At 69.3% G+C, this 13,952-nt stretch carries 14 protein-coding genes; 9 read left to right on the forward strand and 5 right to left on the reverse strand.

The features are described from left to right. The first annotated feature begins 82 nt into the window (after nucleotides 1-82). On the forward strand, nucleotides 83-304 hold the full coding sequence (locus ACIQ6Y_RS36470; protein WP_404046330.1) for a hypothetical protein: 222 nt from the start codon (nucleotides 83-85) through the stop codon (nucleotides 302-304). Nucleotides 305-507: 203 nt separating this feature from the next. On the opposite strand, the gene ACIQ6Y_RS36475 is transcribed toward ACIQ6Y_RS36470, so the two are convergent. The 3 genes from ACIQ6Y_RS36475 to ACIQ6Y_RS36485 all read right to left on the reverse strand — a co-directional run bounded on the left by ACIQ6Y_RS36475 (nucleotide 508) and on the right by ACIQ6Y_RS36485 (nucleotide 2,431). Further along, nucleotides 508-669 (reverse strand): hypothetical protein, encoded by a 162-nt coding sequence (locus ACIQ6Y_RS36475; RefSeq protein ID WP_181925304.1) that lies wholly within the window; start codon nucleotides 667-669, stop codon nucleotides 508-510. 461 nt (nucleotides 670-1,130) lie between these two features. Further along, a complete protein-coding gene (locus ACIQ6Y_RS36480; protein WP_404046333.1) occupies nucleotides 1,131-1,703 on the reverse strand; it encodes an AAA family ATPase in 573 nt (190 codons plus the stop codon). Further along, nucleotides 1,673-2,431: a GntR family transcriptional regulator gene (locus ACIQ6Y_RS36485; protein ID WP_404046336.1), complete on the reverse strand. Its 759-nt coding sequence runs from the start codon at nucleotides 2,429-2,431 to the stop codon at nucleotides 1,673-1,675. Before ACIQ6Y_RS36485 ends, ACIQ6Y_RS36480 begins: the two co-directional genes overlap by 31 nt. A 204-nt stretch (nucleotides 2,432-2,635) precedes the next feature. Between ACIQ6Y_RS36485 and ACIQ6Y_RS36490 the strand changes: the two genes are divergently transcribed. Genes ACIQ6Y_RS36490 through ACIQ6Y_RS36505 form a run of 4 tightly spaced genes read left to right on the forward strand, consistent with a single transcriptional unit; the run spans nucleotide 2,636 to nucleotide 6,016 of the window. Further along, nucleotides 2,636-3,163 carry a hypothetical protein gene (locus ACIQ6Y_RS36490; protein ID WP_404046339.1) on the forward strand — a complete coding sequence of 176 codons (528 nt, stop codon included), beginning with the start codon at nucleotides 2,636-2,638 and terminating at the stop codon, nucleotides 3,161-3,163. A 47-nt stretch (nucleotides 3,164-3,210) separates the two neighbouring features. Beyond that, nucleotides 3,211-4,587: a replication initiator protein RepSA gene (gene repSA / locus ACIQ6Y_RS36495; protein ID WP_404046651.1), complete on the forward strand. Its 1,377-nt coding sequence runs from the start codon at nucleotides 3,211-3,213 to the stop codon at nucleotides 4,585-4,587. Continuing rightward, nucleotides 4,584-4,778: a helix-turn-helix transcriptional regulator gene (locus ACIQ6Y_RS36500; RefSeq protein WP_404046342.1), complete on the forward strand. Its 195-nt coding sequence runs from the start codon at nucleotides 4,584-4,586 to the stop codon at nucleotides 4,776-4,778. The genes repSA and ACIQ6Y_RS36500 overlap by 4 nt, the downstream gene beginning before the upstream one ends. Beyond that, entirely contained in the window at nucleotides 4,778-6,016 is a 1,239-nt protein-coding gene (locus ACIQ6Y_RS36505) for a tyrosine-type recombinase/integrase (protein WP_404046345.1), read from the forward strand. The genes ACIQ6Y_RS36500 and ACIQ6Y_RS36505 overlap by 1 nt, the downstream gene beginning before the upstream one ends. Before the next feature lie 20 nt (nucleotides 6,017-6,036). Here ACIQ6Y_RS36505 and ACIQ6Y_RS36510 read toward each other — a convergent pair whose 3' ends face one another. Beyond that, nucleotides 6,037-7,218 carry a CAP domain-containing protein gene (locus ACIQ6Y_RS36510; RefSeq protein WP_404046348.1) on the reverse strand — a complete coding sequence of 394 codons (1,182 nt, stop codon included), beginning with the start codon at nucleotides 7,216-7,218 and terminating at the stop codon, nucleotides 6,037-6,039. A 170-nt stretch (nucleotides 7,219-7,388) separates the two neighbouring features. Here ACIQ6Y_RS36510 and ACIQ6Y_RS36515 point away from each other — a divergent pair, with 170 nt between their 5' ends. The 4 genes from ACIQ6Y_RS36515 (at nucleotide 7,389) to ACIQ6Y_RS36530 (ending at nucleotide 13,643) form a co-directional block, all read left to right on the forward strand. Further along, nucleotides 7,389-7,670, forward strand: coding sequence for an acylphosphatase (locus ACIQ6Y_RS36515; protein ID WP_404046351.1), 282 nt, complete (start codon nucleotides 7,389-7,391; stop codon nucleotides 7,668-7,670). A gap of 378 nt (nucleotides 7,671-8,048) precedes the next feature. Beyond that, nucleotides 8,049-8,252, forward strand: a complete 204-nt coding sequence (locus ACIQ6Y_RS36520) for a hypothetical protein (protein ID WP_351837238.1) — start codon at nucleotides 8,049-8,051, stop codon at nucleotides 8,250-8,252. 236 nt (nucleotides 8,253-8,488) lie between these two features. Beyond that, on the forward strand, nucleotides 8,489-12,079 hold the full coding sequence (gene smc, locus ACIQ6Y_RS36525) for a chromosome segregation protein SMC (protein WP_404046356.1): 3,591 nt from the start codon (nucleotides 8,489-8,491) through the stop codon (nucleotides 12,077-12,079). 148 nt (nucleotides 12,080-12,227) lie between these two features. Next, on the forward strand, nucleotides 12,228-13,643 hold the full coding sequence (locus tag ACIQ6Y_RS36530; RefSeq protein WP_404046359.1) for a sugar porter family MFS transporter: 1,416 nt from the start codon (nucleotides 12,228-12,230) through the stop codon (nucleotides 13,641-13,643). 110 nt (nucleotides 13,644-13,753) lie between these two features. On the opposite strand, the gene ACIQ6Y_RS36535 is transcribed toward ACIQ6Y_RS36530, so the two are convergent. Further along, nucleotides 13,754-13,915 carry a hypothetical protein gene (locus ACIQ6Y_RS36535; protein WP_404046362.1) on the reverse strand — a complete coding sequence of 54 codons (162 nt, stop codon included), beginning with the start codon at nucleotides 13,913-13,915 and terminating at the stop codon, nucleotides 13,754-13,756. Nucleotides 13,916-13,952: the final 37 nt, after the last annotated feature.

Here is a 13,952-nt window from a genome sequence, read left to right on the forward strand (position 1 = left end):
CGCCCTCGCACGGCCCAGGGACGGCCCCACCGGTCACCTGACGCTTGGTGGTGCTGGCAAGATCTACACGGGAGGGGTGGGCGTGGACATCCTGGAAGTCATGGATTGGCTGAGCGAGCAGGGGTGCTGTGCAGTCTTCAAAGCTGACGGCGAGCGCACCCCGGGGACACGATGGATGGTGATCGTCTCTGGCGGTGTCTTGGGTAAGGATTCGGTCTTTCGTACAGACCAGCCCTCGCCGGATGCATGCCTTCAAGACTTGCTTGATCACCTTGAGGCTGCTGGACTCTCTCCCTTCGCCTGAGGGTCGGCGGCTGCACTGATCTTGAAACCGTCGTGGCAGCGATGTCACCGTGGGTTCAAATCCCACCGCCTCCGCAGGTGAACGGCCCCTGACCAGGTAAATCAGTCAGGGGCCGTTCTCGTGCGCGTTCTCCGCCAGCGACCGCGGTTCCCCGCTGTTTCCCGACCGAACGGGCACGGGAGGGGCACGTTGACTGGCGACCCTTAGACGGCGAGCAGCCCAGCGAGCACCACAGCCCCCGCCGCAGAGAAGACCCGCAGCTTCCTCCAGCCTGGTCCCGAAGCCTGGCGGTTCAGCTCCCACATGAACACCAGACCGCCACCGAGGCCCAGCGCGCTCCGCAGCAGGAAAACAGTCGTGTGCAAGGGAGCCTCCAGGACCTTCAAATGGACGGGAAGGCTACCCCGGGTGGCGGTCTGGTGGTGTGTGGGGGCGCTAATGCAGCGCGCGGGGGCTCACGCGGTCGGTGTAGCGACTTTGGCCGGGAGCTGCTTTGGCGCGAGTGATCATGGCCCCGTAAGCTTCCGGCGCGTCGGGCAGTCTGTGGACCTGCCCGCTAAAGCACGACGTTGGGGCCATGATCTTCGAGGCTCGCGCCAAAGTGGCTGGCTAAAGTCGTGGAGCCGACCGCCCCAGCCGCGACGTGTTCTGACCCCATGCCACCCGGCCAACCCTCACCAGGGCGTGCGTCGGCGCAGCCCGCGCGGAGCGGGCCGAAGGCAGGAGCGTCGCGCGGAGCGGAGCCGGGAGCGCGCCCGGCGGAGCGGAGCGCAGCCGGGGCTTGATGAGGTAGAGAAACCTGTAACTGGATTCTGCTGGGCACGGGTCAGTCGGCTTCCAGAGCCTTCAGGACGGATTCCGGGTCGCCGTTGTAGACGATGTGCGGCTCGTCTGGCTCAGGGGGCACGAACCGGGTGCGGTAGCGGAGTAGGTCGCTTTCGGCGAAGTAGATCGAGTTCGGGTCTGCCTCATGCTGAGCGTTCCGCTTGCTCACGCGCGACCAGAGCTCTTCGTGGCTCGCCTCCAGGTACACCAGCACTACGCTGGCGCCCGCATCGGTCGCGAGTGATCGCCAGTGAGCGCGATCGTCCGGGGTCCAGAAGCCATGATCGACGACGACGTCGCGCCCGGCCCTGAGCTGATGCTGGAGCTCGACCGAGATCTCTTCGAGTACGGGCCGTTCGAGGACAGGGAACGTTCCTCGGGGAAAGTCGACCCCGTACACACCGTGTCGGCGGTACATCTCTTCGTCCGGGCAAAGCCTGACAAAGCCTCGGTCTGTCAGCACGCGTGAAAGCGTCGTCTTACCCGAGCCCGGAAGCCCAACCATCAAGACACAGAACGGTCGGCGTGTGTCCTCTGTAGCCGTCACTGGGCGACTTCCGATTCTGTTCGCCACGTGCGACCAGGGCTCCCGAGGTCGACGCCGTACTCCACAACTTCGCCATCGCTGTCGACGAACTTCGCAGTCATCACGACCACGGGGTCGGTGAGCGGTCGCGCGGGATCGAGCTCCAAGAGCTCCGCGTCCTCCGGCGTCAGTAGGCGGGCCGACGCTGTGTCGACTCGGTGAGTGATGGGTCGACCGGTGGCCTGAGCGATGAGTTGAAGTGAGGTTCCCCCAGTCAGACGTTCGCTCCTCGTGAGCTGAGGGATCAGCTTCCCGTATCGCGCGGGGATCCAGGAGGTGGAGTGCGCGACGATGCCGTGCCGGTCCCGGTACACGCGCCGCCGCCTGATCACCTCGGAACCGGGTGCGATATCGAGGGCCTCGGCCACGTCTGCGGGCGCCGGCACCACTGCGGCCTGATGGGAGTCAGACCTTTCGCCTGATCCCCAGCTCGACCCCGTTCGGCGGCCACGGTCCAGGCGCTGAGATCCAGAAGACATAGGGGCGGGACGGTCAAGCACCTCCGTGCCGATGCCGTGAATCCCTCTGACAAGACCTTCGCCGCGCAGCTTGCGAATCGCCTTTTCGGCAGTCGCGGCGCTGACCTTCCAATCGCGCGAAAGGCTCTTGATGCTCGGCAGCAGTGTGCCCGGCTGCATCTCGCCGGACGTGATCAGATCCGCATAGTGGGCGGCGATCTGTTCGTACGGCGCTCGATTGTCGGCCTGATCCGACATCTCGTCAGCTCCCTTGCTCAGTAGGTCAGTTCCCTACTGTACCCCTTGGCACCCTAAGGTGCCCTAGGGCACCTTAGGGATGTGCTCGCTGATCTAACCGGTCGGTGAGGTCGCGCCCCGCCAGGGGTGCTGATCCACGCCGGGGCAGCGCTCAACTGCCAGGAAGAACCGCTGCCCCGGCTCCCAACTAAGGGAGCCTCCATCATGCCTGCGACGTTGACCCTCTCGCACCCCGCTCCGGTCCTGCCGTCGGTACAGACGGTCTCGGTCTCGGACTTATCGAACGGTGAGCGGACCGTGGCGCTGTACGCCTCGGATCTGCCGGACGGCTACCGCTACAAGCGCGGGGACGACGCTCTGCTCGTCGCCTGGATTCTCCAGGGCGCCGACCGGCTGGGCCTGGATCGGCTCCGCCACCTGGCCGCGCTGGAGGCCGGATACCGGCGCCTTTGCGCGCGGAACAAGGCCACGGCCGAACAGAAGCGGGCCCACGCTGAGCGGTTCCCCGACGCCAAGCGGGACCGGCGGGCCGGGGAGCTGGCGGCACTCGTCACGCACTTCGCCTCCATGACCGATGAGGCCCGGGAGCGGGGAGGCCGGTTCCTGCTGGATGGTCCGTGCCCCGAGTGCGGTGACACCCGGCAGGTGTGGGCGCTGTGGGCCGTGGATGCGGATGCGGACTGGTACGAGGAGGGCTACGGCCCGTGCTCGCTGTGCGGGGGTGCCGCGTGACGGTGTTCCCCGTCGCCCCGGAGGCCGTAGCTGGTGCTGCGGCCTCCATGGGCACCGACCCCATCACCCTGGCGGACCTGCTGAGGGTCGCCAGCTCGCCGGGCTTCGATCGCTGGCAGGAGCAGGTCCGCCGTACCGGCGGCTGCGCCAACCCGATCCGACTCCAGGGCCAGACCGTCACTCGCGATGCCAAGACCGGTGATGTCCTCTACTCCTACAGCACCGAGCATGAGCCGGGCGGCATGCTCCGGGTGGCCTGCGGCAACCGCCGTGCCTCGCGCTGCCCGGCCTGCGCATGGACCTACGCCGGGGACACCTACCACCTGATCCGCGCCGGGATCACGGGTGATGTGAACAAGGGCGTCTCGCCGGTCGTGCGGGAGCATCCCCGTGTCTTCGCCACGCTCACCGCCCCGTCGTTCGGCCCGGTCCACAACCGGCCCGACTCCGGCCGCTGCCGCTGCGGGAGCTCCCACACCGAGGATGACCCGGCCCTGGGCACGGCCCTGGACCCTGAGCGCTACGACTACGCGGGCGCGGTGCTGTGGAACAACTTCGCCGGGGACCTGTGGCGCCGCTTCACCATCTACCTGCGCCGCGAGATCGCCGCACGGGCGGGCCTGACCCAAGCGGAGTTGAAGGAGGTGTGCCGGGTCTCCTTCGGCAAGGTCGCCGAATTCCAAAAGCGCGGCTCCGTGCACTTCCACGCCGTGGTCCGCCTCGACGGCCCCGAAGGCCCCGACACGACGCCCCCGGCCTGGGCCACCGTCGTGCTCCTGGACGATGCGATCCGTGCCGCTGCTGCTCGAGTCACGGTGACCGTGTCGCCCGCCGGCGCTTTCGCCGAACGCATCCTGCGGTGGGGCTCGCAGGTCGACGTGCAGCCGATCGGTGGCCTCGGACACGAGGAACTGACCGAACAGGCCGTGGCCTCCTACGTCGCCAAGTACGCCACCAAGGCGGCCGAGACCACCGGCACCGTTGACCACCGCATCGGGGAGCTTACGGAACTCGACAAGCTGCCCGTTCCCGCCCACACCCGGCGCCTGATCGAGGCGTGCTGGGACCTGGACGACGCCTACCCCGAACGGCTGTTAGCCCGGTGGGCTCACATGCTCGGCTTCCGCGGCCACTTCTCCACCAAGTCCCGCCGCTACTCCACCACCCTCACCGCCCTGCGCCAGGTCCGCGCCGACTACCGCGCCCGACAGGAACGCCGCGAACGCGGACTCTCCGAAGACCTCGACGACATGGAGGGATCCACCCTCGTCCTCGCCCACTGGACCTACGCCGGACAAGGCCACACCCCCGGCGAGTCCTGGCTCGCGGCCACGATCGTCAATGAGATTCGACTGAATCGAGAGACAGCACGCGAAGCGCTCGCCGAAGTGCCTGATCTGGACGAGTGGGAGGTGTCGGCGTGAAGCGCACGCTGCCTGATCGCTACCTGACGCCGGTGGACCTCGCTGACCTCCTGGGCGTCCCCGTCGAGACCGTTTACCAGTGGCGCCGCAAAGGCACCGGGCCTCGCGGCTTCCGTGTCGGCCGGCATCTCCGCTTCGACCCTGAGGACGTACGGACCTGGGTCAACAACCTGATGGAAGAGGCTGCCTGATGGCCGGGCACATCCAAGACCGCTGGTACAAGGTCGAGACCGACCCGGACGGCAAGCCTGTGAAGGTCAAGACCGACCGTCACGGAACCGGCCTGCGCTACCGCGCCCGCTACATCGGCCCGGACGGCGCGGAGAAGTCCAAGAGCTTCCCGGACAAGCAGAAGCGGAAGGCCGAGACGTGGCTGGCCAACATCGAGGCCGACATGTCTCGCGGTGACTACATCGCTCCGGAGGCTGGCAAGGTCACGTTCGAGCAGTACGCCACCAAGTGGATGCGCACGCAGATGACAGACCCGGCAACGCGGGAATCCGTCGAGATGCGGCTCCGGGTACATGCGATCCCGCACATCGGCAAGCGGCCCATGGCTTCCTTCAACCCCTCGCACCTGCGGCTCTGGATGCGCACCCTGGAGGACTCGGGGCTGTCGGCGGCCTATCGTCGGGGCATCTTCGCGCACGTCTCCACAGTGTTCACGGCGGCTGTGGAAGACCGGGTCATCCGAACAAACCCGTGCAGCGCTCGATCGGTCAAGGCTCCACGGCTCGACCCTCGGAAGGTGAAGCCCTGGACCGCTGAGCGCGTGAAGGCCGTACGGACCGAACTCCCCGAGCAGTATCGGGCGCTCGTGGACTGTGCTGCAGGTTGCGGGCTCCGACAGGGGGAGGCGTTCGGCCTGGCCGTTGAAGACGTCGACTTCCTTGGCGGGGTCCTCCACGTCGTCCGCCAGGTCAAGCTCCTTCGAAACCGGCCGGTCTTCGCACCACCGAAGGGAGGCAAGGAGCGGGACGTGCCGTTGCCCGAGTCCATCGGCTTCGCGTTGGCCGGCCACCTGACGCGCTTCCCGGCTGCTGAGGTGACCCTGCCCTGGAAGACGCTGGACGGTCCGCTTGTCACGGCGACCCTGATCTTTCGGAGCGCTGAGGGACTGCCCCTCAACCGCAATCGCTTCAATGATCGGCAGTGGCGTCCGGCTCTCCGCGCGGCCGGTGTGGCTTCAGGCCGGGACAACGGCATGCACGCGCTACGGCACTTCTACGCGTCCGTCCTCCTGGACGCGGGGGAGAGCATCAAGGCCCTGAGTGAGTACCTGGGGCACCACGATCCTGGCTTCACCCTGCGGACCTACACCCACCTGATGCCGACCAGCGCGACCCGGACTCGGGCCGCCGTTGATGCGGTCTTCGGGGACGACGCGGCTACGGATGACGGCCCCGAGACGGCCCAAGCAACCTCATAGGTCGCTGACCTGCGGAATTCTCAGTACCCGAAGTCCTGCGTCCACCAGGGGCCGCCGTCGCCGTAGTGCACGCCGACGCCCAGGGTCTTGAAGTCGCAGTTGAGGATGTTGGCGCGGTGGCCGGGGCTGTTCATCCAGGCCTGCATGACGGCTGCGGCGTCGGCCTGGCCGCGGGCTATGTTCTCGCCGCCGAGGTCGGTGATACCGGCCTTCTCCGCGCGGTCCCAGGGGGTCGCGCCGTCGGGGTCGGTGTGGTCGAAGAAGCCGCGCTCCGCCATGTCGTCGCTGAAGGCACGGGCCAGCTGGCTGAGCCCGCTGTTGGCGGCGAGCGGAGTGCAGCCGGCCTGGATGCGCTCGACGTTGACCAGGCGGAGCACCTCGGCCTCGGCGGCGGCCTCCGCGGACACCGTCGCCGGGGTGGTCGGCTCGACGGGGGCCTTGGTGGGCTCCTCGGACGGCGTCGCCCTCGGCTTCTGGGAGGGGGTGGCCCTCGGCTGCTGCGTCTGCTCCCGCTGCGGCGCCTTGCTCGGCGTCGCCGACCTGGAGGGCGAGGCGGAGGTGGACGCAGAGGGGGAGGGGGACGGGGACGCGCTGGGGGAGGCCGAGCGCCGGCTGCCGCTGCTGCTGGTCGTGCCGGTCGTGCCGGGAGCGCTGGGCTCCTCCTCGGTCGCGGCGCCGGACGTGCCGCCCTGCTGCGTCTCGACGTTGCCGGGGCTCTCGGCGGACTGCACCTTGTCGGAGCCGCTGCCGCCGAGCCGGTAGGTGTCGCCGCCGGGCAGGACACCGGTGGCGACCGCCACCGCGCCCAGCGCGACCGCGGCGGACACACCGAGCAGGCCGGTCTTCACCGGCGTCACCCGCTTCCGGCGGCGGTGGGCGGTGGCGGAGTGCGGGGCACCGGTGCGGCGCGAGCCGTCGTCCGGCGTGAACCCGGTGCCGTCCCCGTGCCCGTCCTTGCCCCCGGCTCCGGCTCCGGCCGCGGACCCCGGGTCGTCGGTCGCGAAGAGGTACGCGTTGCTCTTGGCGTACACCTCCGCGTACGCCTCGGGGTTCAGATAGGGCGCGGTGCCCGGCGCGGTGGGGGTGTGCCCGTACGAGTGCTGCGGGTCGCGGCCTCCCGCGACGGAATTCCCCGTCGGCGTGACCCCCGTGGCACGGCCCTTGGCGGCGCGGCCGGCGGCGGAGCGTCGGTGGCGTCCCATGTTCTGGCCTTCCTCGTCCTTGCGATCTTTGCCGTCGAGCCGTCCCCCAACGGTCGACACAGCTCACCCGATCGGGTGAGTTTCATATGAGATGCATTGGGTGGGGACGGTACCGCATGGCGCAAGAGGCTGAAGTGTGCCGAGAGACATCGGCCGGTTAGGTTGCACCCATGAGCGAGGATGTACGGCTGGTCGCCTGGGTGCGTGGACGCGTCCAAGGTGTGGGTTTCCGCTGGTTCACGCGGGCCAAGGCGCTCGAGATCGGCGGCCTGAGTGGTTTTGCTCTCAATTTGGACGACGGCCGGGTCCAGGTCGTCGCAGAGGGCGCGCGCACGGGCTGCGAGGGGCTCCTCGACTGGCTCCGCGGCGACGACACGCCCGGGCGCGTGGACGGTGTCACCGAGATCTGGGACACACCGCGCGGCGGCTACGACGGCTTCGCCATTCGCTGAGCACGGGCGCGAAAGGGCCTCTGAGACCGCGCCGGGGCATTCCGCCACAGGCCGCCCGAAGGGAAAAGCGCCTGGTTGTTGCCAAGAACCCCTTGCCCTGGCAGGCTCCGCACGGAAAGATGATCGCCACGCCCCCAGGGCCCCGCAGGAGTCGCGACGCCGCCGTTTTCCGGCCGCAGACCCCGGGTTGCCCCCAATACGGGGCGTGATCGTGTTGACCGTCAAACTTTTTGGTGAGACGCTGAAAGCCCCGCGCACCTTAGCTGTTTGGCATGGAACAACGGCAGAGCAGCACTTGATCCTGCCAAGCACCGCGGGTGCGAATCCCTCACGACCCAACCGCATCGGTCGGTCACTCAGTGTGGAGGACCATCCATCATGGCAAAGGCGCTTCTCGGTTACGTCGGCGGCTCCGACCCTCGACTCCTCGCCGAGATGCGACGGCTCCAGCAGCGTGTACAGGACCTGGAATCGGAGCTCGTACGGATCCAGGCGGAGAACGACGCGCTGACGGCTGCCGCTTCTCACCACGAGATCATGGAGAGCATCGACGCACACCAGGCGGAGCCTGCGCTCACCTGATCACTGCATCGCAGCACATCGACAAGCGGTGGTTGGGCTGCCCGTATCCAACCGCTCAAGTTGTCAGAGTTTGCAAGGGACGCCTCCGGCGTCCCTTCTTTCTTTCCCCCGCCTCTTGTTTTCTTTCCCCCGCGCAGCCTTTCAGCCTCTTCAACGTCTGGTGTGCCCCCGGCGTTCACCCGCGAAACCGCGCGTTCATGGAGTGAGACAGGGACCGGAAGGTAGAGTCCAGCGGCGTGCACCTCAAGGCCCTGACCCTCCGGGGGTTCAAGTCGTTCGCCTCGGCGACCACGCTCCGGTTCGAACCGGGCATCACCTGCGTGGTCGGGCCGAACGGGTCGGGCAAGTCCAATGTCGTCGACGCCCTCAGCTGGGTCATGGGGGAGCAGGGCGCCAAGTCGCTGCGCGGCGGCAAGATGGAGGACGTCATCTTTGCCGGCACCACCGGCCGCCCGCCGCTGGGCCGGGCCGAGGTGTCGCTGACCATCGACAACTCCGACGGTGCGCTGCCCATCGAGTACGCCGAGGTCACCATCACGCGGATCATGTTCCGCAACGGCGGCAGCGAGTACCAGATCAACGGCGACACCTGTCGGCTCCTCGACATCCAGGAACTCCTCTCCGACTCCGGCATCGGCCGCGAGATGCACGTCATCGTCGGCCAGGGCCAGCTCGACTCCGTCCTGCACGCGGACCCGATGGGCCGCCGGGCCTTCATCGAAGAGGCCGCGGGCGTGCTGAAGCACCGCAAGCGCAAGGAGAAGGCGCTGCGCAAGCTGGACGCGATGCAGGCCAACCTCGCGCGCGTGCAGGACCTGACGGACGAGCTCAGAAGGCAGCTCAAGCCCCTCGGCCGCCAGGCCGCCGTCGCCCGGCGCGCCGCCGTCATCCAGGCCGACCTGCGCGACGCCCGCCTGCGCCTCCTCGCCGACGACCTCGTACGGCTGCAGCAGGCGCTCCAGGCCGAGGTCGCCGACGAGGCCGCGCTGAAGGAACGCAAGGAAGCAGCCGAGCAGGAGCTGAAGAAGGCCCTCCAGCGCGAGGCGCTCCTGGAGGACGAGGTGCGCCGCCTCACGCCGCGCCTCCAGCGGGCCCAGCAGACCTGGTACGAGCTCTCCCAGCTCGCCGAGCGGGTGCGCGGCACGATCTCGCTGGCCGACGCCCGGGTCAAGAGCGCCACCTCGGCGCCCCCCGAGGAGCGGCGCGGGCGCGACCCCGAGGACATGGAGCGCGAGGCCGCCCGCATCCGGGAACAGGAGGCCGAGCTCGAGGCAGCCCTGGATGCGGCCCAGCACGCCCTGGACGACACCGTCGCCCACCGCGCCGAGCTGGAGCGCGAACTGGCCGTCGAGGAGCGGCGCCTGAAGGACGCGGCCCGTGCCATCGCCGACCGCCGCGAAGGCCTCGCCCGCCTCGCCGGCCAGGTCAGCGCCGCCCGCTCCCGCGCCGCCTCCGCCCAGGCCGAGATCGACCGCCTCGCCGCCGCCCGCGACGAGGCGCGGGAACGTGCCGTCGCCGCCCAGGAGGAGTACGAGGCCCTCCAGGCCGAGGTCGACGCCCTCGACGCGGGCGATGAGGAACTGGCCGAACAACACGAGGACGCCAAGCGGCGACTGGCCGAGGCCGAGGCGGCACTGACCTCCGCGAGGGAGGCCGCCACGGCGGCGGAACGCCAGCGGGCGGCCACCCAGGCCCGCCGGGACGCGTTGTCGCTCGGCCTGCGCCGCAAGGACGGCACCGGAATACTCCTCGGCGCGCAGGACCGCCTCACCGGAATCCTGGGCCCCGCGGCAGAGCTGCTGACGATCACCCCCGGCTACGAGGTCCCGCTGGCAGCGGCCCTCGGCACGGCAGCGGACGCCATCGCGGTGACGACCCCGGCCCGGGCGGCCGAGGCGATCCGCCTCCTGCGCAAGCAGGACGGCGGGAAGGCGGCTCTGCTCTTGGCCAACGCTGGGGACGCGTCCCCAAGGGGCGCGGGGAACTGCGCGACCGGCCACAACGAGCCCGCAGACGACAACGAACCGGCCCCACCCGCGGCGCGCTTCGTCCGCGGCCCCGCCGAACTCATGCCCGCGGTACGCCGCCTGCTCCAGGGCATCGTCGTGGTCGACACCCTCGACGCCGCCGAAGACCTGATCCACGCCCACCCCCACCTCACCGCGGTCACCGCCGAAGGCGACCTCCTCGGCGCCCACTTCGCCCACGGCGGTTCCGCAGGCGCACCGAGCCTGCTGGAGGTCCAGGCCTCCGTCGACGAGGCCGCCGCCGAGCTGGAGGAGCTGGAGTCCCGCTGCGAGGCCCTCCAGCAACAGCAGCAAACAGCGACTGAGCGACGTAGAGAAGCAAGCACCCTCGTGGAGGAACTCGGCGAGCGGCGCAGGGCCGCCGACCGCGAGAAGTCGGCGGTGGCCCAGCAGCTCGGCCGGCTCGCCGGACAGGCGAGGGGCGCCGCCGGAGAGGCCGAGCGCAGCAGCGCTGCCGCCGCACGGGCGCAGGACGCCCTCGAAAAGGCCCTCCAGGAGGTCGAGGAACTCGCAGAGCGGCTGGCGGTCGCGGAGGAGATGCCGTTCGAGGAGGAGCCCGACACGTCGGTACGGGACCGTCTCGCCGCGGACGGCGCCAACGCGCGCCAGACCGAGATGGAGGCCCGCCTCCAGGTCCGTACGCACGAGGAGCGGGTGAAGGGACTGGCCGGCCGGGCCGACTCCCTGGACCGCGCCGCACGGGCGGAGCGCGACGCACGCGCGCGTGCCGAGCAGCGGCAGGCCCGGCTGCGCCACGAGGCGGCCGTCGCGGGGGCGGTCGCCCAGGGCGCGCGCACCCTGCTGGCGCATGTCGAGGTGTCCCTCGGCCGTGCCGAGCGGGAGCGCGCCGCCGCCGAGGCCGCCAAGGCGCGGGGCGAGCAGGAGCTGACCGCGGCGCGGGCCGAGGGCCGTGACCTCAAGGGCGAGCTGGACAAGCTGACGGACTCGGTGCACCGGGGCGAGGTGCTGGGCGCGGAGAAGCGGCTGCGGATCGAGCAGTTGGAGACCAAGGCGCTGGAGGAGCTGGGTGTGGAGCCGGCCGGGCTCGTCTCCGAGTACGGCCCGCATCAGCTCGTGCCGCCCTCCCCGCCCGCCGAGGGCGAGATGCTGCCCGACGACCCGGAGGACCCGCGCAACCAGCCCCGCCCCTTCGTCCGCGCGGAGCAGGAGAAGCGGCTCAGGGCGGCCGAGCGGGCGTACCAGCAGCTGGGGAAGGTGAACCCGCTCGCGCTGGAGGAGTTCGCGGCGCTGGAGGAACGGCACAAGTTCCTCAGCGAGCAGCTGGAGGACCTGAAGAAGACCCGCGCGGATCTGCTCCAGGTCGTCAAGGAGGTCGACGAGCGCGTCGAGCAGGTCTTCACCGAGGCCTACCGGGACACTGCCCGGGAGTTCGAGGGCGTCTTCAGCCGGCTGTTCCCCGGCGGTGAGGGCCGGCTGGTGCTGACCGATCCCGACAACATGCTGACCACCGGTGTGGATGTGGAGGCGCGTCCGCCGGGCAAGAAGGTCAAGCGGCTCAGTCTGCTGTCCGGCGGTGAGCGGTCGCTGACGGCCGTCGCGCTGCTGGTGTCGATCTTCAAGGCGCGGCCCAGCCCGTTCTATGTCATGGACGAGGTCGAGGCGGCGCTGGACGACACCAACCTCCAGCGGCTGATCCGGATCATGCAGGAGCTGCAGGAGGCCTCGCAGCTGATCGTGATCACCCACCAGAAGCGCACGATGGAGGTCGCCGACGCGCTGTACGGCGTCTCCATGCAGGGCGACGGCGTGTCGAAGGTCATCAGTCAACGACTCCGCTGAAGATCATCTTCAAGACTTGAACACATGGCCCTCACGCATGCCCTGAAACGTCACAGTCAACACCTCTTGACTTCGACACTTGAAGGCATAGTCTCGGCAACGTTGTTTTTACCTTCGGCAGCGCTGCCGATGGCCCGAGGAGTTGAACGTGACCAGCACAGCGCAGGCATCCAAGTCAGGAGCCGGAACGGCTCATCCCGATCATCTCGGGCACGTCATCTTCATCGCGGCCGCCGCCGCGATGGGCGGTTTCCTCTTCGGTTACGACAGCTCCGTGATCAACGGCGCCGTCGAGGCCATCCGGGACCGCTACGACATCGGCTCCGCCGGGCTGGCCCAGGTCATCGCCATCGCCCTGATCGGCTGCGCCATCGGCGCCGCGACCGCCGGCCGCATCGCCGACCGCATCGGCCGCATCCGGGTCATGCAGATCGCCTCCGTGCTGTTCATGGTCAGCGCCATCGGCTCGGCGCTGCCCTTCTCGCTGTGGGACTTCGCCTTCTGGCGCGTCGTCGGCGGCTTCGCCATCGGCATGGCCTCCGTCATCGGCCCCGCCTACATCGCCGAGGTCGCCCCGCCGGCCTACCGCGGCCGTCTCGGCTCCTTCCAGCAGGCCGCCATCGTCATCGGCATCGCGGTGTCGCAGCTGGTCAACTGGGGTCTGCTCAACGCCGCCGACGGTGACCAGCGCGGCAGCCTGATGGGCCTGGAGGCCTGGCAGGTCATGCTCGGCGTCATGATCGTCCCGGCGGTCCTCTACGGCCTGCTGTCCTTCGCCATCCCCGAGTCGCCCCGCTTCCTGCTCTCCGTCGGCAAGCGCGAGCGCGCCCGCGAGATCCTCGCCGAGGTGGAGGGCGACATCGACCTGGACGCCCGGGTCGCCGAGATCGAGCACGCCATGAAGAGCGAGCACAAGTCCTCCTTCAAGGACCTGCTCGGCGGCTCCTTCTTCTTCAAGCCGATCGTCTGGGTCGGTATCGGCCTGTCGGTCTTCCAGCAGTTCGTCGGCATCAACGTCGCCTTCTACTACTCCTCGACGCTGTGGCAGTCGGTGGGCGTCGACCCGACGGAGTCGTTCTTCTACTCCTTCACGACGTCGATCATCAACATCGTCGGCACCGTGATCGCCATGATCTTCGTCGACCGCGTCGGCCGCAGGCCGCTCGCCATCATCGGCTCGGTCGGCATGGTGATCGGCCTCGCCCTGGAGGCCTGGGCCTTCTCCTACGACCTGGTCGACGGCAAGCTCCCGGCCGCCCAGGGCTGGACCGCCCTGATCGCCGCCCACGTCTTCGTCCTCTTCTTCGCCCTGTCCTGGGGTGTGGTCGTCTGGGTCATGCTCGGCGAGATGTTCCCGAACCGGATCCGCGCCGCCGCACTCGGTGTCGCCGCCTCCGCGCAGTGGATCGCCAACTGGGCCATCACAGCGAGCTTCCCGTCCCTGGCCGACTGGAACCTGTCCGCGACCTACGTGATCTACACCGTCTCGGCCGCGCTCTCCATCCCGTTCGTCCTGAGGTTCGTCAAGGAGACGAAGGGCAAGTCCCTGGAGGAGATGGGCTGACCGGCCCCCGATCTCGGGGAGAAGGGCCAAGTCCCCGCTGCCCCTCTCCTCGTACCTTCCGCCGCCCCCGCTCCATGCCGGACCGGGGGCGGCGGTGTCGTGCACGCCGGTCACCGGACGAGGACGCCACCACCGATCTCCACGGCCTCGTGGGCGCTGTCCGCGAGGTTCCGCAGACGCTCCTCGATCTGGCCCCGGTGTTCCTCGACCGTCCGAGGACGCTCGGTGCCGTGAGCGATCGCGTCGAGATGAGCGAGCAGAAGGGCGATCACCGGGCGTCCGGCCCGGACCAGCGAATATGCGGGGCCG

The organism is Streptomyces sp. NPDC096205 (genome assembly GCF_044763135.1).
Classification (GTDB): domain Bacteria; phylum Actinomycetota; class Actinomycetes; order Streptomycetales; family Streptomycetaceae; genus Streptomyces.